The sequence below is a fragment of the Actinokineospora lacus genome, from assembly GCF_053813445.1.
In genome coordinates, this window is sequence record NZ_JBQERA010000009.1 from 303,808 (window position 1) to 328,603 (window position 24,796).

The 24,796-nt window shown below is 71.4% G+C and carries 21 protein-coding genes; 12 read left to right on the forward strand and 9 right to left on the reverse strand.

Features of this window, described 5'->3' with window-relative positions:
• The first annotated feature begins 72 nt into the window (after nucleotides 1-72).
• The 3 genes from ACTG9Q_RS23535 to recQ all read left to right on the forward strand — a co-directional run bounded on the left by ACTG9Q_RS23535 (nucleotide 73) and on the right by recQ (nucleotide 3,739).
• On the forward strand, nucleotides 73-561 hold the full coding sequence (locus ACTG9Q_RS23535; RefSeq protein ID WP_455575030.1) for an SRPBCC family protein: 489 nt from the start codon (nucleotides 73-75) through the stop codon (nucleotides 559-561).
• 115 nt (nucleotides 562-676) lie between these two features.
• Entirely contained in the window at nucleotides 677-1,642 is a 966-nt protein-coding gene (locus tag ACTG9Q_RS23540) for an LLM class F420-dependent oxidoreductase (RefSeq protein WP_455575031.1), read from the forward strand.
• A gap of 78 nt (nucleotides 1,643-1,720) precedes the next feature.
• Nucleotides 1,721-3,739, forward strand: a complete 2,019-nt coding sequence (gene recQ / locus ACTG9Q_RS23545) for a DNA helicase RecQ (RefSeq protein WP_455575060.1) — start codon at nucleotides 1,721-1,723, stop codon at nucleotides 3,737-3,739.
• 141 nt (nucleotides 3,740-3,880) lie between these two features.
• On the opposite strand, the gene ACTG9Q_RS23550 is transcribed toward recQ, so the two are convergent.
• Nucleotides 3,881-4,336, reverse strand: coding sequence for a hypothetical protein (locus ACTG9Q_RS23550; RefSeq protein ID WP_455575032.1), 456 nt, complete (start codon nucleotides 4,334-4,336; stop codon nucleotides 3,881-3,883).
• A 334-nt stretch (nucleotides 4,337-4,670) separates the two neighbouring features.
• On the opposite strand from ACTG9Q_RS23550, the gene ACTG9Q_RS23555 reads away from it, so the two are divergent.
• The 4 genes from ACTG9Q_RS23555 to ACTG9Q_RS23570 all read left to right on the forward strand — a co-directional run bounded on the left by ACTG9Q_RS23555 (nucleotide 4,671) and on the right by ACTG9Q_RS23570 (nucleotide 9,624).
• A complete protein-coding gene (locus ACTG9Q_RS23555; protein ID WP_455575033.1) occupies nucleotides 4,671-5,507 on the forward strand; it encodes a metallophosphoesterase family protein in 837 nt (278 codons plus the stop codon).
• A gap of 176 nt (nucleotides 5,508-5,683) precedes the next feature.
• Entirely contained in the window at nucleotides 5,684-6,160 is a 477-nt protein-coding gene (locus ACTG9Q_RS23560; protein WP_455575034.1) for a hypothetical protein, read from the forward strand.
• A gap of 49 nt (nucleotides 6,161-6,209) precedes the next feature.
• Nucleotides 6,210-8,708: a DEAD/DEAH box helicase gene (locus ACTG9Q_RS23565; protein WP_455575035.1), complete on the forward strand. Its 2,499-nt coding sequence runs from the start codon at nucleotides 6,210-6,212 to the stop codon at nucleotides 8,706-8,708.
• Nucleotides 8,709-8,817: 109 nt separating this feature from the next.
• A complete protein-coding gene (locus ACTG9Q_RS23570; protein WP_455575036.1) occupies nucleotides 8,818-9,624 on the forward strand; it encodes an NUDIX domain-containing protein in 807 nt (268 codons plus the stop codon).
• 11 nt (nucleotides 9,625-9,635) lie between these two features.
• On the opposite strand, the gene ACTG9Q_RS23575 is transcribed toward ACTG9Q_RS23570, so the two are convergent.
• Together ACTG9Q_RS23575 and ACTG9Q_RS23580 are read right to left on the reverse strand one after the other, a co-directional pair.
• The gene (locus ACTG9Q_RS23575; RefSeq protein WP_455575037.1) at nucleotides 9,636-10,154 is read right to left on the reverse strand and encodes a superoxide dismutase; all 519 of its coding nucleotides are present in this window, start codon (nucleotides 10,152-10,154) and stop codon (nucleotides 9,636-9,638) included.
• A gap of 53 nt (nucleotides 10,155-10,207) precedes the next feature.
• Complete coding sequence (locus tag ACTG9Q_RS23580; RefSeq protein ID WP_455575038.1) at nucleotides 10,208-10,696, reverse strand: FxsA family protein; 489 nt, start codon at nucleotides 10,694-10,696, stop codon at nucleotides 10,208-10,210.
• A gap of 528 nt (nucleotides 10,697-11,224) precedes the next feature.
• On the opposite strand from ACTG9Q_RS23580, the gene gltB reads away from it, so the two are divergent.
• Together gltB and ACTG9Q_RS23590 are read left to right on the forward strand one after the other, a co-directional pair.
• Nucleotides 11,225-15,742, forward strand: coding sequence for a glutamate synthase large subunit (gltB, locus tag ACTG9Q_RS23585; RefSeq protein WP_455575039.1), 4,518 nt, complete (start codon nucleotides 11,225-11,227; stop codon nucleotides 15,740-15,742).
• Nucleotides 15,735-17,177, forward strand: coding sequence for a glutamate synthase subunit beta (locus ACTG9Q_RS23590; RefSeq protein WP_455575040.1), 1,443 nt, complete (start codon nucleotides 15,735-15,737; stop codon nucleotides 17,175-17,177). Before gltB ends, ACTG9Q_RS23590 begins: the two co-directional genes overlap by 8 nt.
• 154 nt (nucleotides 17,178-17,331) lie before the next feature.
• Here the strand turns inward: ACTG9Q_RS23590 and ACTG9Q_RS23595 are convergent, their stop codons facing one another.
• Nucleotides 17,332-18,519, reverse strand: a complete 1,188-nt coding sequence (locus ACTG9Q_RS23595) for a cytochrome P450 family protein (protein WP_455575041.1) — start codon at nucleotides 18,517-18,519, stop codon at nucleotides 17,332-17,334.
• A gap of 111 nt (nucleotides 18,520-18,630) precedes the next feature.
• Here ACTG9Q_RS23595 and ACTG9Q_RS23600 point away from each other — a divergent pair, with 111 nt between their 5' ends.
• Nucleotides 18,631-19,713 (forward strand): TetR/AcrR family transcriptional regulator, encoded by a 1,083-nt coding sequence (locus ACTG9Q_RS23600; RefSeq protein ID WP_455575042.1) that lies wholly within the window; start codon nucleotides 18,631-18,633, stop codon nucleotides 19,711-19,713.
• Here the strand turns inward: ACTG9Q_RS23600 and ACTG9Q_RS23605 are convergent.
• The 5 genes from ACTG9Q_RS23605 to ACTG9Q_RS23625 form a co-directional block, all read right to left on the reverse strand.
• A complete protein-coding gene (locus ACTG9Q_RS23605) occupies nucleotides 19,710-20,459 on the reverse strand; it encodes a VOC family protein (RefSeq protein WP_455575043.1) in 750 nt (249 codons plus the stop codon). The two genes, ACTG9Q_RS23600 and ACTG9Q_RS23605, sit on opposite strands and share 4 nt — an antisense overlap.
• A gap of 37 nt (nucleotides 20,460-20,496) precedes the next feature.
• Nucleotides 20,497-20,859, reverse strand: a complete 363-nt coding sequence (locus ACTG9Q_RS23610; RefSeq protein ID WP_455575061.1) for a MarR family winged helix-turn-helix transcriptional regulator — start codon at nucleotides 20,857-20,859, stop codon at nucleotides 20,497-20,499.
• Between the two features lie 82 nt (nucleotides 20,860-20,941).
• The gene (locus ACTG9Q_RS23615) at nucleotides 20,942-21,358 is read right to left on the reverse strand and encodes an organic hydroperoxide resistance protein (protein ID WP_455575044.1); all 417 of its coding nucleotides are present in this window, start codon (nucleotides 21,356-21,358) and stop codon (nucleotides 20,942-20,944) included.
• A gap of 106 nt (nucleotides 21,359-21,464) precedes the next feature.
• Nucleotides 21,465-22,865 carry a dihydrolipoyl dehydrogenase gene (lpdA, locus tag ACTG9Q_RS23620; protein ID WP_455575045.1) on the reverse strand — a complete coding sequence of 467 codons (1,401 nt, stop codon included), beginning with the start codon at nucleotides 22,863-22,865 and terminating at the stop codon, nucleotides 21,465-21,467.
• 29 nt (nucleotides 22,866-22,894) lie between these two features.
• Nucleotides 22,895-23,362, reverse strand: a complete 468-nt coding sequence (locus tag ACTG9Q_RS23625) for a hypothetical protein (RefSeq protein ID WP_455575046.1) — start codon at nucleotides 23,360-23,362, stop codon at nucleotides 22,895-22,897.
• A gap of 151 nt (nucleotides 23,363-23,513) precedes the next feature.
• Here ACTG9Q_RS23625 and ku point away from each other — a divergent pair, with 151 nt between their 5' ends.
• Nucleotides 23,514-24,458 (forward strand): non-homologous end joining protein Ku, encoded by a 945-nt coding sequence (gene ku / locus ACTG9Q_RS23630; RefSeq protein WP_455575062.1) that lies wholly within the window; start codon nucleotides 23,514-23,516, stop codon nucleotides 24,456-24,458.
• Nucleotides 24,459-24,570: 112 nt separating this feature from the next.
• On the forward strand, nucleotides 24,571-24,796 hold a 226-nt coding region (locus ACTG9Q_RS23635; RefSeq protein WP_455575047.1), incomplete at its 3' end, for a transposase family protein.

Consider the following 24,796-nt stretch of genomic DNA (forward strand, 5'->3'; position numbering starts at 1 on the left):
TGTGTAACCCAGTGCGGGGGCGGGTAGTCGATACGTAGACAGAGACGGTCGACAGAAAGGAGACCACGGTCGATGAGCACCATCACTGAATCCGTGGACGTCCGTGTTGATGTGCGGACCGCGTACAATCAATGGACTCAGTTCGAGACGTTCCCCCACTTCATGGAGGGCGTCGATGAGATCCGGCAGCTCGACGACCGCACCACGCACTGGAAGACCACCATCGGCGGGGTGACCCGCGAGTTCGACGCGACGATCGCCGAGCAGCGGCCCGACGAGCGCGTGGCGTGGAAGTCCGTCGACGGACCCATGCACGCGGGTGTGGTGACGTTCCACCGCATCGACGGTGACACCACCCGGGTGACGGCCCAGATGGAGATCGACCCCGAGGGCTTCGTGGAGAACGTGGCCGACAAGCTCGGCGTGCTCGACCGCCGGGTCAAGGGCGACCTCAAGCGGTTCAAGCACTACATCGAGTCCGACCGCGCGGGTCAGGAGACCGGCGCGTGGCGCGGAGAGGTGGACCCGCCGCCGCAGGCGCCCACCACCAACCCGCTGTAGACCCGCGCGGCAGACACGCACAGCCGAGCTGTAACCGCGCAAGCGAGACGTGCCCCGGTGGCCCCCGGCCGCCGGGGCACGTTTGCGTGGACCCCCGCTCGGGAACATCCCCGCCATGGCGCGATTCGGATACACGCTGATGACCGAGCAGGCCGGTCCGGCGGAGCTGGTGCAGCACGCGGCCGCGGCCGAGCGGGCCGGTTTCGACTTCGAGGTCTCCAGCGACCACTACTTCCCCTGGCTGGACAGCCAGGGCCACGCACCGAACGCCTGGAGCGTGCTGGGGGCGGTCACGCAGGTGACCGAGACCGTCGAGCTGATGACGTACGTGACGTGCCCGATCATCCGCTACCACCCGGTGATCGTGGCCCAGCAGGCCGCGACGACGCAGATCCTCGCGGGCGGGCGGTTCACCCTCGGGCTGGGCGCGGGCGAGAACCTCAACGAGCACGTGGTGGGCCGCGGCTGGCCCTCCGTCGACGTGCGCCACGACATGCTGGCCGAGGCCATCGGGATCATCTCGGCGCTGTTCGACGGCGGCTACGTCACCCATGGCGGTGAGCACTTCCGGGTGGACTCGGCCAAGCTCTGGGACCTGCCGGAGGTGCGGGTGCCGATCGCCGTCGCGGTCTCCGGCAAGCAGTCGGTACAGCGGTTCGCCCCGCTGGCCGACCACATGATCGCGGTGGAGCCCAAAGAGGACCTGGTCACGGGCTGGGACCAGGTGGCCGGTGAGAGCCGCAAGATCGGGCAGCTGCCGGTGTGCTGGGACCCCGACCGCGACGCCGCGGTGGCCCGCGCGCACGACCAGTTCCGCTGGTTCGGCGGCGGCTGGAAGGTCAACGCCGAACTGCCCGGCACAGCCGCGTTCGCGGGCGCGACCCAGTTCGTGCGGCCCGAGGACGTGGCCGAGAGCATCCCGTGTGGACCGGACGTCGAGCCGATCGTCAAGGCGGTCTCGGAGTACCTCGACGCGGGCTTCACCGATGTCGCCCTGGTGCAGATCGGCGGTGACGCGCAGCGAGACTTCTTCAGCTTCGCCGAGTCCGAGCTGCTCCCCGCCCTGCGCGCGGCCACCTGAGCCGACGTTGTCCACAGGCTGGGGAGAACGGGCGGCGGGCGGCGCGAGCGGGCCCCTAGGATCGGGGCTGTGCCCCCCGTGACCCAGACCGACGTCCGCGCCGCCGCCCAGGAAGTCCTGCGGCGGGTCTTCGGCTACGAGCAGTTCCGCGGCGACCAGGCCGACATCGTCGAGCACGTGGCGGGCGGCGGCGACGCGCTGGTGCTCATGCCGACCGGCGGCGGGAAGTCGCTGTGCTACCAGATCCCCGCCCTGGTGCGGCCCGGCGTCGGCGTGGTGGTCTCGCCGCTGATCGCGCTCATGCAGGACCAGGTGGACGCGTTGCGCGCGGTCGGGGTGCGGGCCGGGTTCCTCAACTCCACGCAGGGTTCCGCCGAGCGCCGCGAGGTCGAGCAGGCGTTCCTGACCGGTGAGCTGGACCTGCTCTACCTGGCGCCCGAGCGGTTGAAGGTCGAGTCCACGGTGCGCCTGCTCGACCAGGGCAAGATCGCGCTGTTCGCCATCGACGAGGCGCACTGCGTGTCCCAGTGGGGCCACGACTTCCGCCCGGACTACCTGCTGCTCTCGGAGCTGCACAAGCGCTGGCCGGAGGTCCCCCGCGTCGCGCTGACGGCGACGGCCACCGCCGCCACCCGCGAGGAGATCGCCACCCGGCTCGACCTGACCGCCGCCCGGCACTTCGTCGCCAGCTTCGACCGCCCGAACATCCAGTACCGGATCGTGTCCAAGAACAACCCGCGCCGCCAGCTGCTCGACCTCATCCGCGCCGAGCACGCGGGCGAGGCGGGCATCGTGTACTGCCTCTCCCGGGCGTCGGTGGAGGACACCGCGCAGTTGCTGTCGGACAACGGAATTCCGGCCGTTCCGTACCACGCGGGACTGGACGCGCGGGTCCGCTCGGTCAACCAGTCGCGCTTCCTGCGCGAGGACGGCCTGGTCGTGGTCGCCACCATCGCCTTCGGCATGGGCATCGACAAGCCGGACGTCCGGTTCGTGGCCCACCTGGACCTGCCGAAGTCCGTCGAGGGCTACTACCAGGAGACCGGCCGCGCGGGCCGCGACGGCCTGCCGTCCACGGCCTGGCTGGCCTACGGCCTGCAGGACGTGGTGCAGCTGCGCAAGATGATCGACTCCTCCGACGGCGACGAGGCCCACCGCCGCCGCCAGGGCCAGCACCTCAACGCGATGCTGGCGCTCTGCGAGACCATCGAGTGCAGGCGCGGTCAGCTGCTGAACTACTTCGGCCAGAGCAGTGCCGCCTGCGGCAACTGCGACACCTGCCTGGCCCCGCCGGAGTCCTGGGACGGCACCGTCCCCGCCCAGAAGCTGCTGTCGACGATCCTGCGCCTGGACCGCGAGCGCAACCAGCGCTTCGGCGCGGGCCAGCTCATCGACATCCTGCTGGGCAAGACCACCGACAAGGTCACCCAGTTCCGCCACAACCAGCTCAAGACCTTCGGCATCGGCACCGAGCTGAAGGACGCGGAGTGGCGCGCGGTGGTCCGCCAACTACTGGCCCAGGGCCTGCTGAAGGTCGAGGGCGAGTACGGCACCCTGCACCTCACCGAGGACAGCGCGGCCGTCCTCTCCCGCGAGCGCCAGGTCATGCTCCGCCGCGAGCCCGAGCGCACCCGGTCCCGCACCACCACCGCCCGCCGCACCACGGCGGCCGCGGAAATGCCCAGCAGCGCCCAACCGGTCTTCGAGCGCCTCCGCGCGTGGCGCGCCGCCTCCGCCCGCGAGCAGGGCCTGCCCGCCTACGTCATCTTCCACGACGCCACCCTGCGCGCCATCGCCGCGGCGAACCCGGCCACGCTGTCCGAGCTCAGCTCCATCAGCGGCGTCGGCGAGGCCAAGCTGGCCCGCTATGGCCAGCAGGTCCTCGACACCCTCACCGAGACCACCACCGACGCCGCGGCGCCCCCGCCCGCGACGCCGCGCCCGGCCCCGCGACCCGCCGCGCCCGCCCCGGCAGGATCGCCTGCTGGATCGCCGCCAGGATCGCAGGCGGGATCACCGGTCCTGGCCGAGCCGGTGTCGGCTCACCACGACGACGACATCCCGCTCCCCGAGCCCCCGGAGGACGAGGACTACTGACCCCGATCCGGGCGCGCCGACGGGTCTGGGGCCCAGGAATTTAGCGGCAAGAATGACTGAGGATTTCCGGGGACGAAGTGCGCGATTCACCAATATCGGCCTCGCGCCCGCTGTCCGGCGGTCAAGTACGGGGTGACGGGATCAGGTCAGCCAGGCGGGCGCGGGCGCGTGGTGGGCCTCGCACCACTCCAGGGAGCCCACTGTCCACAGCAGGGCGAGGACGAGCACGCTGACCGGGTCCCCGCCGTTGTTGCGCACCGACAGGTCCAGCTGGGCGTCGGCATCGGCGGGCCGCCCGTTGATGTCGGCCAGGACCGCCCGCACCAGGGCCCGGACCGGCGGGTTCAGGCTGTCGACCGGGACCGGCCTGCCGTCGGCGTCGTGCAGGTCCAGCAGGTATGAGTGATCCGCCCGGTCGCCGCCGCGGTGCAGCAGCATCGCGGCGGTGGCCGAGACCAGCTCCCGCAGCACGTCGCGCAGCCGCGCCCGTTCACCGGGCCCGCCGAGCAGGTCCAGCGGCGCCTCGGAGCCGGGCGCGGAGCCGCCCCTGGTCACCGTGACCAGCCTGCGGGCTATGCCGCGGGCTTGATCGGTCATGACGGGCTCCTCACGTCCGCAGGTTCTGTACTAGGTACCCCGCGGACTCTGCGCGTATGCACCTTGCACCCCCGGTTCGTGTGACGACGTCACACTTCTACGCAGGAGCGGCTACACAGCGTTGCACAAATTAGCGAATCGTCCAAAGGGTGCGGTGTGTCACAGATTACTGCATCCGGGCCAGTCCGGAGCGGCCGGACAGCAGGCGTCGTGCTCGATGAGAGCCCGCTTCGAGGCGGTCTGGCCCGCGCCAAGGCCGTCAGCCGGTGCCGGGAGTGACGGGCGGCCGACAGCTCCGTTCCCCGCTCCCAGCCCCGGATGACAGGATCGGGGCGTGGGAACCCTCCTGGCCGTCAGCGACCTGCACATCACCTACGACGAGAACCGCGAGATCACCCGCGGCCTGCGTCCTGAGTCGGCCGATGACTGGCTGCTGGTGGCGGGCGACATCGCCGAGCGCGTCGAGGACGTGCGCTGGGCCCTCGACCTGCTGGCCGAGCGCTTCGCGAAGGTGGTCTGGACCCCCGGCAACCACGAGCTGTGGACCACCCCCAACGACCCCGACCAGACCCGCGGCGTCGAGCGCTACGACCGCCTGGTGGGCATCTGCCGCGAGTTGGGCGTGCTGACCCCCGAGGACCCGTACGCGACGTGGGAGGGCGAGGACGGCGACGTCCTGATCGCCCCGCTGTTCGTCGGCTACGACTACACCTTCCACGCCCCCGGCACCTCCACCAAGGAGGACTCCCTGGAGATCGCCCACACCGCGGGCATCGTGTGCACCGACGAGTACTACCTGTTCCCCGACCCCTACGAGACCCGCGACGCCTGGTGCCAGGCCCGCGCCGTCGCCACCGAGGCCCGGCTGGCCGCCTGCGACCCCTCGGTTCCCCTGGTGATGGTCAACCACTACCCCACCGTCCGCGAGCCGACGCGCATCCTGCGCTACCCGGAGTTCGCCCAGTGGTGCGGCACCACCCTCACCGCCGACTGGCACACCCGCTTCCGCACCGCCGCGATGATCTACGGCCACCTCCACGTCCCCCGCATCACCCACCACGACGGGGTCCGGTTCCAGGAGGTCAGCCTCGGCTACCCGCGCGAGTGGAAGCGCCACGGCAACCCGCACGGCATCCTCCGCAAGGTCTTCCCCAGCCCCGCCCGCGTCTGACCTGGCCCCCCGCGATCGGTCGACCACCGTATGTGGGCGTTATCACTTGCGGGTTATGGGCTACTGGGATGAGTCACCCCCTCCCGCAGCGCCGATCCTTAGATGAACGAGAGTCGGCGTCCAACGACCGCAATGGGGCGATCACCGCGGGTGTCGACGGTGGAAGGTGGCTCGCCATGACAGCGGCGAACATCGCGGCGTTGCACGCCGTGGACGGAGACGGAAGCGCGGAACCGGCGGCCTTCGAGGTGGCCGAGTACCGATCACGGCTCCACTGGCCGGTCGACGGGGACTCGCGCGCGGCCTACCTGGTGCTCGGGGACGACGTCGCCGGGCTGCGGATGCGCGCGGGGCTCGGCGCCGAGGTGCAGTGGTGGCTGCGGCTGCGGATGCTCGCCGGTCCCGTCCTGGCGGTGCCGGGCAAGCGCACCGAGTGGACCTTCCTCACCCAGCCGGTCACCAACGAGCAGCGGCGCCGCCCGCTGCCGCCCGGTGTCGAGCCGGTGGCCGCGCGCGTGCTGCTGCCCACCCCCGCCACCGACCGGGCCACCACCCACTGGGCCACCGCGCCTGACCTGGCGCACCCGGCCCTGCCGCTGTTCAGCTCCGTCATCGGGGCCGTCCGCAGCGTGCTGTACGGGCACCGCTTCTAAACACCCGGGTGGCGCCGCCACGCCGAGACCGGGCACGATCGTGCCCATCATGACGCTGACCGCCCGCCTCCCCGGTTCCCCCGACCCCGACGCGCTGTTCGACGCGTTCGCCACCTGGGCGGACGAGCAGGGCCTGTCGCTGTACCCGGCGCAGGAAGAAGCCCTGATGGAGTTGGTCTCGGGGGCCAACGTCATCCTCAACACCCCGACCGGCTCGGGCAAGTCGCTGGTCGCCACCGGCGCGCACTTCGCGGCGCTGGCGCACCGGCAGCGCACCTTCTACACCGCCCCCATCAAGGCGCTGGTGTCGGAGAAGTTCTTCGCCCTCTGCGACATCTTCGGCGCCTCCGAGGTCGGCATGATGACCGGGGACTCCAGCGTGAACCCGGGCGCGCCGATCATCTGCTGCACCGCGGAGATCCTGGCCAACATCGCCCTGCGCGACGGTGACGGCGCCGACGTCGGCCAGGTCGTGATGGACGAGTTCCACTTCTACGCCGAGCCCGACCGCGGCTGGGCGTGGCAGGTGCCGCTGATCGAACTGCCGAAGGCGCAGTTCCTGCTGATGTCGGCCACCCTCGGCGACGTCACCCGGTTCAAGGACGACCTGACCCGGCGGACCGGCCGCGACACCGCGGTCGTGGCCAGCGCCGAGCGCCCGGTGCCGCTGTTCTTCTCCTTCGGCCTGACACCCCTGCACGAGGCGCTTGAGGAACTGCTCGGCACCAACCAGACACCGGTCTACGTCGTGCACTTCACCCAGGCCGCCGCCCTGGAGCGCGCGCAGGCGCTGATGAGCATCAACGTCTGCACCCGCAAGGAGAAGGACGAGATCGCCAGGCTCATCGGCGACTTCCGCTTCTCCTCCGGCTTCGGCAAGACCCTCTCGCGCCTGGTGCGCCACGGCATCGGCGTGCACCACGCCGGGATGCTGCCCAAGTACCGGCGGCTGGTGGAGCGCCTGGCCCAGGCCGGGCTCATGAAGATCGTCTGCGGCACCGACACCCTCGGCGTCGGCATCAACGTGCCGATCCGCACCGTGGTGTTCACCGCCCTGTCCAAGTACGACGGGATCAGGACCCGGCTGCTCAAGGCCAGGGAGTTCCACCAGATCGCCGGGCGCGCGGGCCGGGCGGGCTACGACACCGTCGGCACCGTGCTCGTCCAGGCGCCGGAGCACGTCATCGAGAACGAGAAGGCGCTGGCCAAGGTCGGCGACGACCCGAAGAAGCGGCGCAAGGTCGTGCGCAAGAAGCCGCCGGAGGGCATGGTCTCCTGGGGCAGGCCGACCTTCGAGCGGCTGGTCGACGCCGAGCCGGAGCCGCTGACGTCGAGCTTCGTCGTGAGCCACGCGATGCTGCTCAACGTGATCGGCCGCCCGGGCGACCCGTTCGCCGCGATGCGCCACCTGCTGACCGACAACCACGAGGACCGCCCGGCCCAGCGCCGCCACATCCGCCGCGCCATCGCCATCTACCGCGGGCTGCTGGCCGCGGGCGTGGTGGAGAAGCTCGACGAGCCCGACGAGCAGGGCCGGACCGTCGTGCTGGCCGGGGACTTCCAGGTCGACTTCGCGCTGAACCAGCCGCTCTCGCCGTTCGCGCTGGCCGCGATCGAGCTGCTGGACCGGGAATCGCCGTCCTACGCCCTGGACGCGGTCTCCGTGGTGGAGTCCATTCTGGACGATCCGCGACAGGTGCTGATGGCCCAGCAGCACAAGGCCCGCGGCGAGGCGGTCGCCGCGATGAAGGCCGAGGGCATGGAGTACGACGAGCGGATGGCCCTGCTCGACGAGGTCACCTACCCCAAGCCCCTCGCCGAGCTGCTCGGCGCGGCCTTCGAGACCTACCGGCGCGGGCACCCGTGGGTCGGCGACCACCGGCTCTCGCCGAAGTCGGTGGTGCGCGACATGTACGAGCGCGCGATGACCTTCACCGAGCTGGTCGCCTTCTACGGCCTGGCCCGCTCCGAGGGCCTGGTGCTGCGCTACCTCGCCGACGCCTACAAGGCGCTGCGCCAGACCGTGCCGGACGACGCCAAGACCGAGGAGCTGACCGACCTGGTGGAGTGGCTGGGCGAGCTGGTCCGCCAGGTCGACTCCAGTCTGCTCGACGAGTGGGAGAAGCTGACCAACCCCGCCGACGAGGACGCCGTCGTGGTCGACGACGCCCCGCCTGCGGTCACCACGAACCCGCGCGCCTTCCGGGTCCTGGTCCGCAACGCCCTGTTCCAGCGCGTCCAGCTCGCCGCCCGCCGCGACTGGCACGCCCTGGGCGAGCTCGACGGCGACACCGGGTGGGACGCCATCGCCTGGGAGGACGCGCTGGCGCCGTACTTCGACGCGCACGCCCAGATCGGCACCGGACCCGACGCCCGCGGCCCGGCGCTGCTGATCCTGGAGCAGGGCGAGGACCTCTGGCGCGCGCGGCAGATCTTCGAGGACCCCAGCGGCGACCACGACTGGGGCTTCACCGCGGACGTGGACCTGCGCGCGTCGGACGAGAGCGGGACCGCGGTGCTGACCGTGACGAAGGTGGGCGAGTTCTGACGGTCCCGCCGCGGCGGGACGCCGCGCACGGGAACCCCCACCGTGGTGGACTCGTTTCACAGTCGACGCGAAAGGGGTTTCCTTGGGTCGGGGAGACGGCGATCGAGTGGTGCGGTGCAGGCGCGGGCACCGGCACTGGGGGCGCTACGGCGCCGCGGGCCTGCTGCCGGTGTCCGGCGGCCACGTCCTGCTCCAGCGGCGCGCGGGGTGGACGCCGGGCGGGAACACCTGGGGCACCTTCGGCGGGGCCCGGGACAGCCACGAGGACGCGGTCGTGGCGGCGCTGCGCGAGACCAGCGAGGAGTCGACCCTCGACGTGTCCCTGGTCGACCTCATCGGCGTCCTGCGCGAGGACCACGGCGGCTGGGCCTACGACACGGTGATCGGCACGGTCGATCCGATGCCCGAGGTGGGCCCCGCCTCCGGTGAGACCGACGCGGCGGCGTGGGTGCCGGTGGAGCAGGTCCACCTGCGCCCGCTGTTCGCCCCGTTCGCCAACGCCTGGCCCCGCTTGCGCGCCTGCCTGCGGCGCCCGGTCCTGGTGGTCGACTGCGCCAACGTCATGGGCTCGCGCCCGGACGGCTGGTGGCGCGACCGCCACGGGGCCGCCACCCGCCTGCGCGACTCGCTGGCCGCCTTGGCCGCGGGCGGCGTCACCGGCTTCGGCGGCTTCGACGTCGCCTTCCCCGAGATCGTCCTGGTCGTGGAGGGCCAGGCCCGCGGCGTCGACCCGACCCCCGAGGTCACCGTCGTGGCGGCCCGGGGCAGCGGCGACGACACCATCGCCGAGCTGGCCGTACAGGACCTGTGCACGGTCGTCACCGCCGACCGCGAACTCCGCGCCCGCTGCACGGCCGCGGGCGCCGACGTCCTCGGCCCCCGCTGGCTCCTGGACCGCCTCCCCGCAGCGGGCTGACCAGAGTTGGTCTACGCGAAGTCGGCGGTCAGGCAGGCCAGCCGCGGGCCCGCCATCCCTGCCTCGCCCGGAGCGGTCGCCGTGTGGTGGGCGTGCAGCACGACCGACCCGGCGGGCCGGTCGCCGAAGCGCCACCACACCTGGGCCGAGGACAGGGCCATGCCCCGGGCGTCGGTGGTGAGGTCGAGCCAGACCTCGTTCCTCGGGTTGGCGTACGCCGGATCGACCGACGGCGAGACCGGGTCGACCACGTTCTGGAAGTGCGGCCCCGCCTCAGCGCCGGTCGGCCCGCACGGCCGCACGTGCACGTGGGCGCCGTAGTGCGCCCGCGGTTGCAACCCGCTGACCAGCAGCGACACCACCGTCCGCCCGCCCAGCCCGAAGGACACCACCGACGCGCGGGCGCCCTCGGGCACCCGCGCGTCATAGGTCACCGCGGTGGCGCCCGGCCGGTAGGGCTCGAACTCGTCGGCCGCGGCGGGCACCGCGGCCACCACGCACAGGACACAAGCCAGGGTCAGCGCACGCATGGCGCTGATCCTGTCAACGCGGCGGCCTCAACCGCCGCAAGCGCGTCGCTGATTCACGCCTTCGTGTCATCCCGGGGCTCGGGGATGACGATGACCGCGGGGTCCACCCGGCCGGAGTCCACCCGCCCAGGGTCCGGGGCGACCGGGTTCACGATGGTCGAGTCCACCACGATCGCGTCGGCCACCGCGGCCCGCGCCGACGCCCGGCGCAGCACCCTGGCCCTGACCACCGCCCGGGTCGGCGGGAACAGCAGGCCCAGCGCCAGCACGTCGCTGATCAGACCGGGGACGAAGACCAGGACACCCGCCGCGGCGATCAACATGCCGTCGATCACCTCGCGGTCGGGCGCGCGGCGGGCGAACACCGCCTGCTGGAGTGCGCCCAGCGCCCTGGCGCCCTCCCTGCGCAGCAGCCAGCCGCCGAGCAGCGTCGCGCCGACCAGCAGCAGCAGCGTCGGCAGCACGCCCACGAGCCCGCCGATCCACACCAGGACGGCCACCTCGGCGACCATCGCGAGCAGCAACAGGACCAAGACCGGCACGGCGACCCTCCCTTTCACGTCGTCACCGGTTCAACGCGTGACAGGCCCGAAACGCTCCCGCCCATCGTTTCCCCAGCTCAGGGGTAGGATGACCCCAACAGCACGCGTCAAGGGGCACGTGGCGATTTTCACGCGCGCCGTTCGGCGTATCCCGGATACGAACATTTCACACTATTGTCATGAGAACCCCGGAAGATCCCGGGTAGCCAGCAGGCGGCGGGACGTGCCAGCGTAGTCCGCCCGACGCCTCATCCACATGGCCCGCACAGTGTTGTGCCCAAGCATCGTGCCCGGCGACGCGCTCAAGCGGACGCCGCAGCGCGACGCCACCTGCCCGCGCCCGTCGCCAATGGGGTCCGACGGCCGCTCCCTCGCACGATGAGGTGCGTCTACCCGCCCGTTGCCCGGGCACCAATGTCGCCGGACGTTTCCGGGAACGCACGGGCCGTGGGGTCTGGTGGGTGCCGCTCTGGCCCCTCAGGTCCCGCCTGCCCGCATGAGTTCCCGCATTATGGGAGGGCCGCTAGCGTGACGACCCGCCAAGACCGCCTGCGCGGTGGTCTTTACGACGAGCAGTACGAGCACGACGCCTGCGGGGTGGCCTTCGTGGCCGACCTCACCGGTCGGCGTGACCACGGCATCGTCGCCAAAGCCCTCGTCGCCCTGCGCAACCTGGAGCATCGCGGCGCCCGCGGGGCCGAGCCGGACACCGGTGACGGCGCGGGCATCCTGATCCAGGTGCCGGACGCGTTCTACCGCGCGGTCGTCGACTTCGGACTGCCCGACCCCGGCGCGTACGCGGTGGGCACCGCCTTCCTGCCGGTGGGCGCCGACGCGCGCGCCACCGCCGTCTCAGTCATTGAGACGATCGCCGTCGAGGAGGGCGCCGTCGTCCTCGGCTGGCGCGAGCTGCCGGTCAACCGCGAGCACGCGGGGGCGACCGCGGCCTCGGTCATGCCGCACTTCGCGCAGCTGTTCATCGCCGCGGCCGACGGCGTCAGCGGGATGGCCCTCGAGCGGCTGGCCTTCTGCGTGCGCAAGCGCGCCGAGCGGGCCGCCGACGCCTACTTCCCGAGCCTGTCCTCGCGGACGATCGTCTACAAGGGAATGCTCACCGAGCCCCAGGTCGCGCCGTTCTTCCCCGACCTCACCGACGAGCGCGTCACCAGCTCGCTCGGCCTGGTGCACTCCCGCTTCTCCACCAACACCTTCCCGTCCTGGCCGCTGGCCCACCCCTACCGCTACGTCGCGCACAACGGGGAGATCAACACCCTGCGCGGCAACCGGAACTGGATGGACGCCCGCGAGGCGATGCTGTCCTCGGACCTGATCCCCGGGGACCTGCGCAGGGTGCTGCCGGTCATCACCCGCGGCGCGAGCGACTCCGCCTCCTTCGACGAGGTGCTGGAGCTGCTGCACCTCGGCGGCCGCTCGCTCCCCCACGCCGTGCTGATGATGATTCCCGAGGCGTGGGAGAACCACACGACGATGGACCCCGCCCGCCGGGCGTTCTACCAGTTCCACTCCACCCTGATGGAGGCGTGGGACGGCCCCGCGCTGGTCTCCTTCACCGACGGCACCCAGATCGGCGCCGTGCTCGACCGCAACGGCCTGCGCCCGGCGCGCTACTGGGTCACCGAGGACGGCCTCGTCGTGCTGGCCAGCGAGGTCGGCGTGCTGGACATCGACCCGACCACCATCGTCCGCAAGGGGCGGCTGGAGCCGGGCAGGATGTTCCTGGTCGACACCGCCCAGGGCCGCATCATCGACGACGAGGAGATCAAGGGCGAGCTGGCCGCGGCGAACCCGTACGCCGACTGGGTCGACGCGGGCATGGTGCCGCTGGAGACCATGCCGACCCGTGAGCGCGAGATCCCCACGCACGCCTCCCTCGTGCGCCGCCAGCAGGCGTTCGGCTACACCGAGGAGGAGCTGGCGCTGCTGCTGGAGCCGATGGCCCGCACCGGCGCCGAGCCGATCGGGTCGATGGGCAACGACGCCCCGCTCGCCCCGCTCTCCACCGACCAGCGCCCGCTGTTCGACTACTTCAGCCAGCTCTTCGCCCAGGTCACCAACCCGCCGCTGGACGCCATCCGCGAGGAGCTGGTGACCAGCCTCGGCACCCAGCTCGGCGCCGAGCCGAACCTGCTGGCCGCGGGCCCGCACTCCTGCCGCCGGATCTCGCTGCCGTTCCCGGTGCTGGACAACGACGAGCTGGCCAAGATCGTCCACATCAACGACGACGGGGACATGCCCGGCTTCCAGTCGGTCACCATCCACGGCCGCTACGACGTGCGCGGCGGCGGCGACGCCCTGCGCGAGCAGCTGGCCGAGATCCGCGCCGAGGTGTCCTGGGCGATCAAGCACGGCGCGCGCATCGTCGTGCTCTCCGACCGGGGCGTCGACGAGAACCTGGCGCCGATCCCGTCGCTGCTGCTCGTCGGCGCGGTGCACCAGCACCTGGTGCGGGAGAAGACCCGCTCGCAGGTGAGCCTGGTGATCGAGTCCGGCGACGCCCGCGAGGTGCACCACATCGCGCTGCTGGTCGGCTTCGGCGCCTCCGCGGTCAACCCCTACCTGGCGATGGCCACGGTCGAGGAGATGGCCGAGCGGGGGATCATCGCCGGGATGGACGGCAGGCAGGCCACCAGCAACCTGATCAAGGCGCTGGGCAAGGGGCTGCGCAAGACCATGTCGAAGATGGGTGTGTCCACTGTGGCCTCCTACCACGGCGCGCAGATCTTCGAGGCGCTCGGCCTCGGCGCCGAGGTGATCGACAGCTGCTTCACCGGCACCACCTCCCGCCTCGGCGGCATCGGCTTCGACGTGCTGGCCGAGGAGGTGGCCCGCAGGCACCGCGCGGCGTTCCCGGCCGACGGCGTGCGCGCCAGCCACCGCGAGCTGGCCGTCGGCGGTGACTACCAGTGGCGCCGCGAGGGCGAGCCGCACCTGTTCAACCCGCAGACGGTGTTCAAGCTCCAGCACTCCACGCGCACCGGGAAATACGAGATCTTCAAGGAGTACACCCGGCTCGTCGACGACCAGTCCTCGTCGCTGAAGACGCTGCGCGGGCTGTTCGCGTTCAAGGAGGGCGTGCGCGAGCCGGTGCCGGTCGAGGAGGTGGAGTCGGTCGCCTCGATCGTCAAGCGGTTCTCCACCGGCGCCATCTCCTATGGCTCGATCTCCCAGGAGATGCACGAGACGCTGGCGATCGCCATGAACCGCCTCGGCGCGAAGTCCAACACCGGCGAGGGCGGCGAGGACGCCGAGCGGCTCTACGACCCGACCCGACGCTCGGCGATCAAGCAGGTGGCCTCCGGCCGGTTCGGCGTGACCAGCGAGTACCTGGTCAACGCCGACGACATCCAGATCAAGATGGCCCAGGGCGCCAAGCCCGGCGAGGGCGGGCAGCTGCCCGGCACCAAGGTCTACCCGTGGATCGCCAAGACCCGGCACTCCACGCCCGGCGTCGGGCTGATCTCCCCGCCGCCGCACCACGACATCTACTCCATCGAGGACCTCGCCCAGCTCATCCACGACCTGAAGAACGCCAACCCGGCGGCCCGCGTCCACGTGAAGCTGGTCTCCGAGGTGGGCGTGGGCACGGTCGCGGCCGGGGTGTCCAAGGCGCACGCCGACGTGGTGCTGATCTCCGGGCACGACGGCGGCACCGGCGCCTCGCCGCTGTCGTCGATCAAGCACGCGGGCGGGCCGTGGGAGCTCGGCCTGGCCGAGACGCAGCAGACGCTGCTGGCCAACCGGCTGCGCGACCGCATCGTGGTGCAGACCGACGGGCAGCTCAAGACCGGCCGCGACGTCGTCGTGGCCGCGCTGCTCGGGGCCGAGGAGTTCGGGTTCGCGACCGCGCCGCTGGTGGTCTCCGGGTGCGTGATGATGCGGGTCTGCCACCTGGACACCTGTCCGGTCGGCGTGGCGACGCAGAACCCGGTGCTGCGCGAGCGGTTCAGCGGCAAGGCCGAGTACGTGGTGAACTTCTTCGAGTTCATCGCCCAGGAAGTGCGGGAACTGCTGGCCTCCCTCGGCTTCCGCACCCTCGCCGAGGCGGTGGGCCGCGCGGAGCTGCTCGACACCCGCGCCGCGGTGGACCACTGGAAGGCCACCGGGCTGGACCTCTCGCCGATCTTCCACGTGCCCGAGCTAGAGGAGGGCGCCTCGCGGCACCGGGTCGTCGCCCAGGACCACGGGCTGGAGAAGGCGCTGGACAACACGCTGATCCAGCTGGCGGAGGGCGCGCTGGAGTCCGGGGACAAGGTGCGCCTGGAACTGCCGGTGCGCAACGTCAACCGGACCGTCGGCACCATGCTCGGCTCCGAGGTGACCCGGCGCTGGGGCGGCGGCGGCCTGCCCGACGACACCATCGACGTCACCTTCACCGGCACGGCGGGCCAGTCCTTCGGCGCGTTCCTGCCCGGCGGCGTGACGCTGCGCCTCGTCGGCGACGCCAACGACTACGTCGGCAAGGGCCTCTCCGGCGGGCGGATCACCGTGCGCCCGCACCCGGGGGCGCAGTTCGCCGCGGAGGCGCACGTGATCGCGGGCAACGTGATCGGCTACGGCGCCACCAGCGGGGAGCTCTTCCTGCGCGGCAAGGTGGGCGAGCGGTTCTGCGTGCGCAACTCCGGCGCGCTGGCCGTCGTCGAGGGGGTGGGCGACCACGGCTGCGAGTACATGACCGGCGGCCGCGTGGTGGTGCTCGGCCCGACCGGGCGCAACTTCGCCGCGGGCATGTCCGGCGGCATCGCCTACGTCCTCGACCTGGCCGCGAGCCAGGTGAACCCGGAGATGGTCGACCTCGACCCGCTCGACGCCGACGACCACGACTTCCTGCGCGAGACCGTCGCGCGTCACCAGGCCGAGACCGACTCGGCGGTCGCGCGGGCGGTGCTGGCCGACTGGGACGCCGTCGTCAGCCGCTTCACCAAGGTGATGCCCAAGGACTACAAGCGGGTGCTGGCCGCCCGCGCCGCGGCCGAGGCCGAGGGCCGCGACATCGACCAGGCGATCATGGAGGCCGCACATGGCTGACCCCAAGGGCTTTCTGAGCACCCCTCGGGAGAACGCCCCCTCCCGCCCGGTGTTCCTGCGCCTGCAGGACTGGCGCGAGGTCTACGACGACACCGCCGAGTTCGCCGCCCGCAAGGTCGGCAAGCAGGCCGGGCGCTGCATGGACTGCGGCATCCCGTTCTGCCACCAGGGCTGCCCGCTGGGCAACCTCATCCCGGACTGGAACACCCTGGTCTGGCGCGAGGACTGGCGCGCGGCGTCGGAGCGGCTGCACGCGACGAACAACTTCCCGGAGTTCACCGGCACGCTGTGCCCCGCGCCCTGTGAGGCGGCGTGCGTGCTGGGCATCAACGCCGACCCGGTGGGCATCAAGCGCGTGGAGATCTCCATCGTCGACCGCGCGTGGGAAGAAGGCTGGATCACCCCGGTGCTGCCGGTGGCGCGCACGGGCAAGAACGTGGCCGTCGTCGGCTCCGGGCCCGCGGGCCTGGCCGCGGCGCAGCAGCTGACCAGGGCGGGCCACGACGTGGAGGTCCTGGAGCGCGCCGACGCGATCGGCGGGCTGCTGCGGTACGGCATCCCCGAGTTCAAGATGGAGAAGTCGCGGCTCGACCGGCGCCTCGAGCAGATGCGGGCCGAGGGCACGGTGTTCCGCACCGGCGTCGACGTCGGCACCGATGTCGACGCCTCGGCCCTGCTGTCGTCCTACGACGCGGTGGTGCTGGCCGGGGGCGCGACGGCGTGGCGCGATTTGCCGATCCCGGGGCGCTCGCTGTCCGGGGTGTACCAGGCGATGGAGTACCTGCCGCCGGCGAACAAGGTGGCCGCCGGCCTGCTGGACCGCTCCCCCATCGACGCCAAGGGCAAGCACGTCGTCGTCATCGGCGGCGGCGACACCGGCGCCGACTGCGTCGGCACCGCCCACCGGCAGGGGGCGGCGTCGGTGACGCAGCTGGAGATCATGCCCAGGCCCGGCGTGGAGCGCGGTGACGCGCACCCGTGGCCGACGTACCCGATGCTGTTCCGGGTGTCCTCGGCGCACGAGGAGGGCGGCTCGCGGGTGTACTCGGTGTCCACCACCGAGTTCGTCGGCGAGGGAGCGGTCCGGGCGCTGCGGCTGGCCGACGTCGAGGGCTTCACCCCGATCCCCGGCACCGAGCGGGAGATCCCGGCCGACCTGGTCACCCTGGCGATGGGCTTCGTCGGCCCGGAGAAGTCGGCCCTGCTGGGCGACCTGGGCGTCGAGCTGGACGCGCGCGGCAACGTCGCCCGCGACGGCGACTACCAGACCAGCGTCCCCGGCGTCTTCACCGCGGGCGACATGGGCCGCGGCCAGTCCCTGATCGTCTGGGCCATCGCCGAGGGCCGCGCCGCCGCGGCGGGCGTCGACGCCTACCTGACCGGCCGCACGGTCCTGCCGCGGCCGATCGCCCCGACCGACCGGCCCCTGGTCTAGGCCGCCCCAGCCGAACGGGCCCACCGCCAAAGATGTCGGTGGGCCCGTTCTCTTTTCCCATCAGTCTTCCGGCACCCGGCACCCGGGTCTCGGCACCCGGGTCTCGGGTCTCGGCACCCGGGTCTCGGGTCTCGGGTCTCGGATCTCGGGGTTTCTAGAGGCGCACCGGAAGCGCGGCCAGGCGCCAGGTCCCGGGGTCGGGGGCGCGCTGGAGGTCGGCGGGATCGATGGCCAGGGCCAGGTTGGGGTGGCGGCGGAACAGGGTGGTGAGGGCCACCTCGGTCTGCACGCGGGCCAGGGCGGCGCCGAGGCAGTAGTGCGGGCCGTGGGCGTAGGCGAGGTGGCCGGGCTGGTTCGGCGCGCGGGTGAGGTCGAGCCGGTCGGCGTCGGGGAAGGCGCGGGGGTCGCGGTTGGCCGAGGCGATGGCGGCGGTGACCGGCTCGCCCGCGGGGATGGTGATGCCGTCGACGTCGACGGGTTCGCGGGGGCGGCGCGGGGTGGTCAGCAGCTGCGGGCTGCACCAGCGGGTCAGTTCCTCGACAGCCGCGGCGGGGTTCTCGGTGAGGGCCGGGCGCTGGTCGGGGTGGGCGAAGAGGGTCTCGACGGAGTTGGCGATGAGGTTGGTCGGGGTCTGGCCCGCGAGGACGAGGTGCCAGACGAGGGTGACCATCTCGGTGTCGCTGAGGCGGTCGCCGTCCTCGTCCTGGGTGCGGATGAGGTCGGAGAGGACGTCGTCGGCGGGCTCGGCGCGGCGGCGGGCGACGGCCGCCTTGGCGCCGGCGATGATGTTGGGGATCGCCTCGATGAAGCGGGCGCTGAAGCCACCGGCGACGGCCGCGCCGTACTCGTGCCACTCGGGGCGGTCGGACTCCGGGATGCCGACGAGTTCGCAGATCACCGCCATCGGCAGCGGGCGGGCGAAGTGCTCGATCAGGTCGACCGGGCCGGTGGCGGGCAGCGCGTCGAGGAGCCGGTCCACGATCGCCTCGACGCGCGGGCGCAGGGCGGTGGCGCGGCGCGCGGTGAAGGCGGGTGCGACGAGCCTGCGCAGCCGGGCGTGCTCCGGGCCGTCCATCTCGGACATCGTCCGCAGGTAGGCGGTGACCTCGGGGGTGAGGCCCGGCGGGCGCAGGTAGCTGTCCGCGCTCAGCTCGAAGCGGGGGTCGCCCAGCATCGCCCGGACTCCGTCATGGCGAGTGAGCACCCACATCGCGCCCATGCCCGGGACCAGCAGCCGGACCAGCGGCGACTGCTCCCGCAGCCGCGCGTAGGTCCCGAACGGGTCACCCAGCACCACCGGGTCCATCGCCTCGATCTCCGGCACCGCGACTTGGCCTGTCATCCAGCCCTCCAATTTCAGATGATGAAGTCATATGATGACATCATCTGGATGCCGACATCATATGGGCGCATCATCTGAACGCGGCGGCGGTATCGTGATCGAGCACAGACCGTGACCGAGCGAGGAGGGCCCGCGGTGGCGGCCAAGCCCACCAGGACCGCGCTCCAACTGGGCAACCGCGCCAAGCTGCTGGCCGCCGCCCGGTCGGAGTTCACCGAGCGCGGCTTCCGCGAGACCAAGATCGACGCCATCGCCGCGCGGGCCGAACTCACCCGCGGCGCGGTCTACTCCAACTTCCCGAGCAAGCGCGCCCTGTACTTCGCCGTCTTGGCGGAGGACGCCGAGGCCGTCGCCGCCGAGGGCGGGCCTGCCCGGCACACGACGTCCCGCGCGGCCCTCGGCGCGCTGGCCCGGACCTTCGTCACCCGGCTGCCGATGGCCACCGACCCCGCGCACGGTCCCAGCCGCCTCGCCGCCGACCTGCTGCCGGAGATCCTCGCCGACGAGCGCACCCGCGGCCCGTACGCCCAGCTCATGAAGCTCTCGGCGATCCGGCTCGGCATGGCCTTCGAGCACCTGGACGGGTCCGGGCGCCGGGTCCGGCTGGCCGAGGCCGCGCTCACCACCCTGGAGGGCGCCCGCCAGCTCGCCGCGGCCGCCCCGGGCCTGGTCGAGCCGTTCCACGTGGTGCAGACCTGCGAGAACCTGCCCGACTTCGAGGACGGCTGGGCTCCCCCGCACGCCCTACCCCACATCCAGGCCGTCGACCGGCCGTGGTCACCGCCGACGGCCACCGACACCGCGGGCGCCAGCCCGGCGGAGCTGGCCGAGAACGGCGTCGTCGCCATCCTCGGCGTCCACCGCCTCTGCGCGATCGAGGACGCCCTGCGCGCGGCCCCCGACAGCGAGGCCGTCACCGCCGTCGTGGTGTCCACCGCCCCGGCCGAGCTGTTCCCCCTGGTCCGGCTGAGTCTGGCCGAGACCCGCGGCCTCCTGCGCCAGGCCGTCCCCGCGGCGGCCTGGCCCCGGCTGCGCGTCGTCCTGGACGAGACCGGCGCGATCGCCGCCGCGGCGGGCGTCGAGGGCGTCGGCGACGGCACCGAGGTCGCCGTGCGGATCACCGACGGCCGCGTGACGCTGCGCTCAGAGGGCTGGGGCGCCTGTCACGCCACCGCCGTCCACGAGCCGAGCTAATCCGCGGGGCGGGCGATGACGGAGAACTCCGTGCCGAAGGGGTCGAGCAGGACGGCGACGCGGCCGTAGGCCATGTCCTGGCTGTCGATGACCCGCCCGCCCGACTTCAGCGCCTCCGTCGCGGTGGTGTCGGCGTCGGCGACCTCGAAGGTAGTCGACCAGCGTGATCGCAGCGCCTTCGGTTCGCCCACGATGCCTGCCACCTCGTGGCCGTCCGGGCGCCGCAGGAAGGTGAAGTCCAGGCCGGGCAGGTCGTCGTTCACGTCGAAGGTGAAGTCGAAGACCGCGCGGTAGAACTCCCTGGCCCGCGCCGGGTCGCCGGTGGTGAGGTCGTTGCGGACCAAGGCGCCCGGCTCGTTGACGACCTCGCAGCCGACCATCTTCTGGCCCTGCCACAGGCCGAACGGCGTGCCGACCGGGTCGACCACCGCCGCCATCACGCCCTGGTCGGCCATCGGGTCCGGTTCGGTGACCACCTGCCCACCCGCCTCCTTGACCCGGGTGGCCGTGGCGGCGCAGTCGTCGGTGGCGAAATAGACGTTCCACCAGAAATCCGGCCCCTCGGCGTGCTCGGACAGCCCGGCCGCTTTTCTGCCGTCCGATAACGCGATGCTGTAGCCGGCGCGGTCTTCGTACTCCCAGCCGAAGAGGCCGTGGTAGAACTCCTGCGCGCCGGCGAGGTCGGGGATGCCGAGGTCGACCCAGGTCGGGGTGCCGAGGGGCTGGTTCGCACTGACGTGACTCATGCTCATCACGCTAACCGGGAACGCCGACTTTCGCGGATCAGGCGATGCGGGCGAGGAAGTCCTGGAGCCGGGCGCGCAGGTCGGCGATCTCCTCGACGGTGATGTCCTTGCCCTGGAACAGTTCGGCGGGCACCCCGCCCACCCGCGAGCGCAGTGCCGCGCCCTCGTCGGTCAGCTCGACGACGACACTGCGCTCGTCGGATTCGCTGCGGGTGCGGCGCACCAGGCCCGCCGCGGACATCCGCTTCAGCAGCGGGGAAAGGGTGCCGGAGTCCAAACGCAACTCCTCGCCCAGCTCCTTGACCGTGCGCGCGTCGCGCTCGTACAACGCGAGCAGGACCAGGTACTGCGGGTAGGTCAGGCCCAGGTCGTCGAGCAGCGGGCGGTACCGGGCCGTCATCGCCCGGGACGCGGAGTACAGCGCGAAGCACAGCTGCTGCTCCAACGACAGCGAGACGGCCACATCACACCTCCGGTGAAGCTCAGGCGACCACGAGGTCGACCTCGATGTTCCCACGCGTGGCCTTGGAGTACGGGCACACCTGGTGCGCCTTGGCGACCAGGTCCTCCACGACGCCCCGCTCGACGTCGGGCACGGTGACGGTCAGCGTCACGGCCAGGTCGAGGCCGTCGTCGGACTTGCCGATGTCGACCGACGCGGTGACCGTCGAGCCCGCGATCGGCGTCTTCGCCTGCCGGGCGACCAGTTGCAGGGCGCCGTGGAAGCACGCGGAGTAGCCCGCGGCGAAGAGCTGCTCGGGGTTGCTGGCCGCGCCGCCGGGCCCGCCGAGGCCGGTCGGCACCGCCAGGTCCTGGTCGATGACACCGTCGGCCGAGCGGACGTGCCCGCCGCGGCCCTCGCCGGTCGCGGTGGCCTCGGCTGTGTAGAGCACCTTCATCGCAAACTCCTTCGCGGTTGGCTTACTCCATCAAAGATAGCCTGCAACTCAATTGCACACAACTCAAAGTGGTGTGGCTTACCCGGGCTTACCCGGGCAAGCGTCCCTACATGTTGATCATGTGTCCGGCCAGGCCGTGGACGGCCTCCTTGACGGCCTCGCCCAGCGTCGGGTGGGCGTGGACGTTGCGGGCGACCTCGTGGACGGTGAGGTCCCACTGCTGGGCCAGGGTCAGCTCCGGCAGCAGCTCGGTGACCTCGGGCCCGATCAGGTGCCCGCCGATCAGCTCGCCGTGGGTGGCGTCGCTGATCAGCTTGACGAAGCCGACCGGCTCGTTGAGGCCGTGCGCCTTGGCGTTGGCGGTGAACGGGAACTTGGCCACGCGCACGTCGTAGCCCTTCTCCCTGGCCTGCGCCTCGGTGTAGCCGAAGCTGGCGATCTGCGGCTGGCAGTAGGTCGCCCGCGGGATCATGACGTAGTCCAGCTCCATGGTCTCCGCGCCCGCGATCGTCTCCGCGGCGATGATGCCCATGGACTCGGCGGTGTGGGCGAGCATGAGCTTGGCGGTGACGTCGCCGATGGCGTAGATGTGCGGCACCGAGGTGCGGCAGAAGCCGTCGATCTCGATGGCCTTGCGCTCGGTCAGCGCGACGCCGGTCTTGTCCAGGCCGTAGCCCTCCACGCGCGGCTGGAAGCCGATGGCCTGGAGCACCTTGTCGGTCTCCAGGACCCGCTCCTCGCCGCCCTTGGACACCGTCACGCGCACCTTGTCGCCGGAGTCGTCGATGGACTCCACGCGGGTGCCGGTGAGCACGTCGATGCCCAGCTTCTTGTACCGGCGGGCCAGCTCCTTGGACACCTCCTCGTCCTCGAGCGGCACCATGCGGTCCAGGAACTCGACGATGGTGACCTTCACGCCGTAGTTGTGCATGACGTAGGCGAACTCGACGCCGATCGCCCCCGCGCCCGCGATGACGACGCTCCCGGGCAGCGTGTCGCTGAGGATCTGCTCCTCGTAGGTGACCACGCGCTCGGAGAGCTTGGTGCCCGGCAGCAGCCGGGTCGTGGCGCCCGCGGCGATGATGGCGTGGTCGAAGGTGATGGTCTCGCCGCCGCCGTCGGTGAGCGTCACCTCGACGGTGTTCGGGTCGGTGAACGTGCCCCACCCGTGGTACTGGGTGATCTTGTTCTTCTTCATCAGGTAGTGCACGCCCTTGACCCGGCCGTCGGCGACCGTGCGGCTGCGGGCGAACGCCTTGCCGTAGTCGAAGCGCAGGGAGCCCTCGACCTCGATGCCGAGGGCGTCGGCGTCGTGGGTGAAGATGTGGGCCAGCTCGGCGTTGCGCAGCAGCGCCTTGGACGGGATGCAGCCCACGTTGAGGCAGACACCGCCCCAGTAGCGGTCCTCGATGATGGCGGCGCTCAGGCCGAGCTGCGCAGCGCGGATCGCGGCCACGTAGCCGCCCGGCCCGGCCCCGAGGACCACGACGTCGAAGTGTGTGCTCATGCCGCCCACGATATTGCGTGCTGGGCCGTTCAGGTGCGCGCCCACCCGTCTACTCGGAGGGGCGCGAGCCGGGCGCGCGGGTCGAGTTCGGCGTGTACCGCCTTGACCACAGCTGGTGATGAGACCCCGCTGCCGGGCACGCGCCGCGTGCGCACCGTGGTGTCGGGCACCTCACCCGGACCGACCACGATGAGCGAGCGCACGATGTGGGAGAACTCCCTGAGCGCGGTCACGGCGAACTGGGCGAGCGCGGCGTCGACCACCATGGCGGTGTGGACCCGACGGTCGGCCAGGGTCTCCAGGACGTCCTCGACCGCCTCGGGTCCCGAATCGGGGCCGGGGGTCGCGCACCAGGCGATCTGGAAGGACAGGGCCAGCGGCGCCCAGGCGGGGGGCAGGTCGCGGGGACGGGCATCGGCTTGGTCGAGCACGACGAGCGCGGGGCCGTACTCGAGGCCGCACCACAGTGGGCGTGGGGGGACATTCGTGCGTAGCAAAGCCGCCTCCGTGAGGTCGTGTAACACCCGGAGTACTACCCATTCGCGTGACTTTCAACCTCGAACCGGTCAACTTCTTTCAGTCAACAGCGTGGCGTTGGGCTCTGTGCGCCCCTACTGTTTGACATGTAGGCAAACCCGGGGAGGGGTCGTGGCACGACCGGTCTGGCAAGGCGCCATCAACTTCGGCTTGGTGACCGTGCCGGTAGAGCTGTACGGCGCCACTGAAGACCACACCATCAGCTTCCGCCAGTTCGAGCGCGGCACCGCCGACCGCATCCGGTACAAGCGGGTCAACGAGCGCACGGGCAAGGAGGTCGCCTTCTCCGACATCGTCAAGGGCGCGGAGGTCGGCGGCGACGAGTACGTCATCCTCGAACCCGACGAACTCGACGCCATCGCCCCGGGCCGCTCCCGCACCATCGACATCAGCGCGTTCGTGGACCTGGACCAGATCGACCCGATCCACTACCAGCGCACGTATTGGCTGGCCCCGACCAAGGAGGAGTACGCGCGGGCCTACAGCCTCCTGCTCCAAGCGATGCGCAAGACGAACAAGGCGGGCATCGCGACGTTCGTGATGCGCGGCAAGGAATACCTCACCGCCATACGCCCCGGCGACGACCTGCTGATCCTGAACACCATGCTGTTCGCCGAGGACATCCGCGACCCGGCGAAAGAGCTGAAATCCATGCCGGAGATCATCACGGCTCGCGGCAAGGAACTCGACATGGCGGTCTCCCTGGTGGAGTCCATGGCCGAGGAATGGCAGCCGGACAATTACCACGACACCTACACCCAGCGCGTCGAGCAACTGATCGAAGACAAGCGCAAGGGCCGAACCGTGGTCACCGAGGAAGAGCCCGCCGAACCGACAAAGGTCGTCGACCTCTTCGAAGCCCTGAGCGCGAGCGTCGAGAGCAGGCGCAAGGGAAAGCCCACCACCAAGGCCACCCCCGAACAGGACCTCTCGGACCTGACCAAAGCCGAACTCGACAAACTCGCCAAAGAACTCGACATCAAGGGCCGCTCAAAAATGACCAGGGACGAACTCGAAAAAGCCCTGGAAAAAGCCGGCACCCGAGCCGCTTCCTGACCCGCGCCGTTCAGCGTGGCACGGTATACCGAAAGGCGATGCCGGAACGTGGCTAAGGGGTGTCTCGTAACCCGGTGATCGGGTTGTGTGGCGGGTGGTTGATCATGTGCGGGTGCAGGTGATCTCGTCGTCGCGGTCGGAGTGGATAGCGCCGTTCACCGGGCTGCAGCCGGGCCAGTTCCGCAAGCTGGTGCGGGTGGTGGCCGCTCGTGGCGGTGAGGCCATCGCCGACGGACGCCCTGGCAGGCAGTGGCGGTTGACGTTGCCGGACCGGGTGCTGCTGGTCGCGGTGTATTGGCGGACGAATCTGACGATGCGTCAGATCGGGCCACTGTTCG

Excerpts from the sequence above, each read along its gene's own strand:
- ACTG9Q_RS23535 (WP_455575030.1), top strand. The coding sequence starts at position 73 with ATGAGCACCATCACTGAATCCGTGGACGTCCGTGTTGATGTGCGGACC.
- ACTG9Q_RS23540 (WP_455575031.1), top strand. The coding sequence starts at position 677 with ATGGCGCGATTCGGATACACGCTGATGACCGAGCAGGCCGGTCCGGCG.
- ACTG9Q_RS23550 (WP_455575032.1), bottom strand. The coding sequence starts at position 4,336 with ATGACCGATCAAGCCCGCGGCATAGCCCGCAGGCTGGTCACGGTGACC.
- ACTG9Q_RS23560 (WP_455575034.1), top strand. The coding sequence starts at position 5,684 with ATGACAGCGGCGAACATCGCGGCGTTGCACGCCGTGGACGGAGACGGA.
- ACTG9Q_RS23565 (WP_455575035.1), top strand. The coding sequence starts at position 6,210 with ATGACGCTGACCGCCCGCCTCCCCGGTTCCCCCGACCCCGACGCGCTG.
- ACTG9Q_RS23575 (WP_455575037.1), bottom strand. The coding sequence starts at position 10,154 with ATGCGTGCGCTGACCCTGGCTTGTGTCCTGTGCGTGGTGGCCGCGGTG.
- ACTG9Q_RS23590 (WP_455575040.1), top strand. The coding sequence starts at position 15,735 with ATGGCTGACCCCAAGGGCTTTCTGAGCACCCCTCGGGAGAACGCCCCC.
- ACTG9Q_RS23595 (WP_455575041.1), bottom strand. The coding sequence starts at position 18,519 with ATGACAGGCCAAGTCGCGGTGCCGGAGATCGAGGCGATGGACCCGGTG.
- ACTG9Q_RS23605 (WP_455575043.1), bottom strand. The coding sequence starts at position 20,459 with ATGAGTCACGTCAGTGCGAACCAGCCCCTCGGCACCCCGACCTGGGTC.
- ACTG9Q_RS23610 (WP_455575061.1), bottom strand. The coding sequence starts at position 20,859 with ATGACGGCCCGGTACCGCCCGCTGCTCGACGACCTGGGCCTGACCTAC.
- ACTG9Q_RS23615 (WP_455575044.1), bottom strand. The coding sequence starts at position 21,358 with ATGAAGGTGCTCTACACAGCCGAGGCCACCGCGACCGGCGAGGGCCGC.
- lpdA (WP_455575045.1), bottom strand. The coding sequence starts at position 22,865 with ATGAGCACACACTTCGACGTCGTGGTCCTCGGGGCCGGGCCGGGCGGC.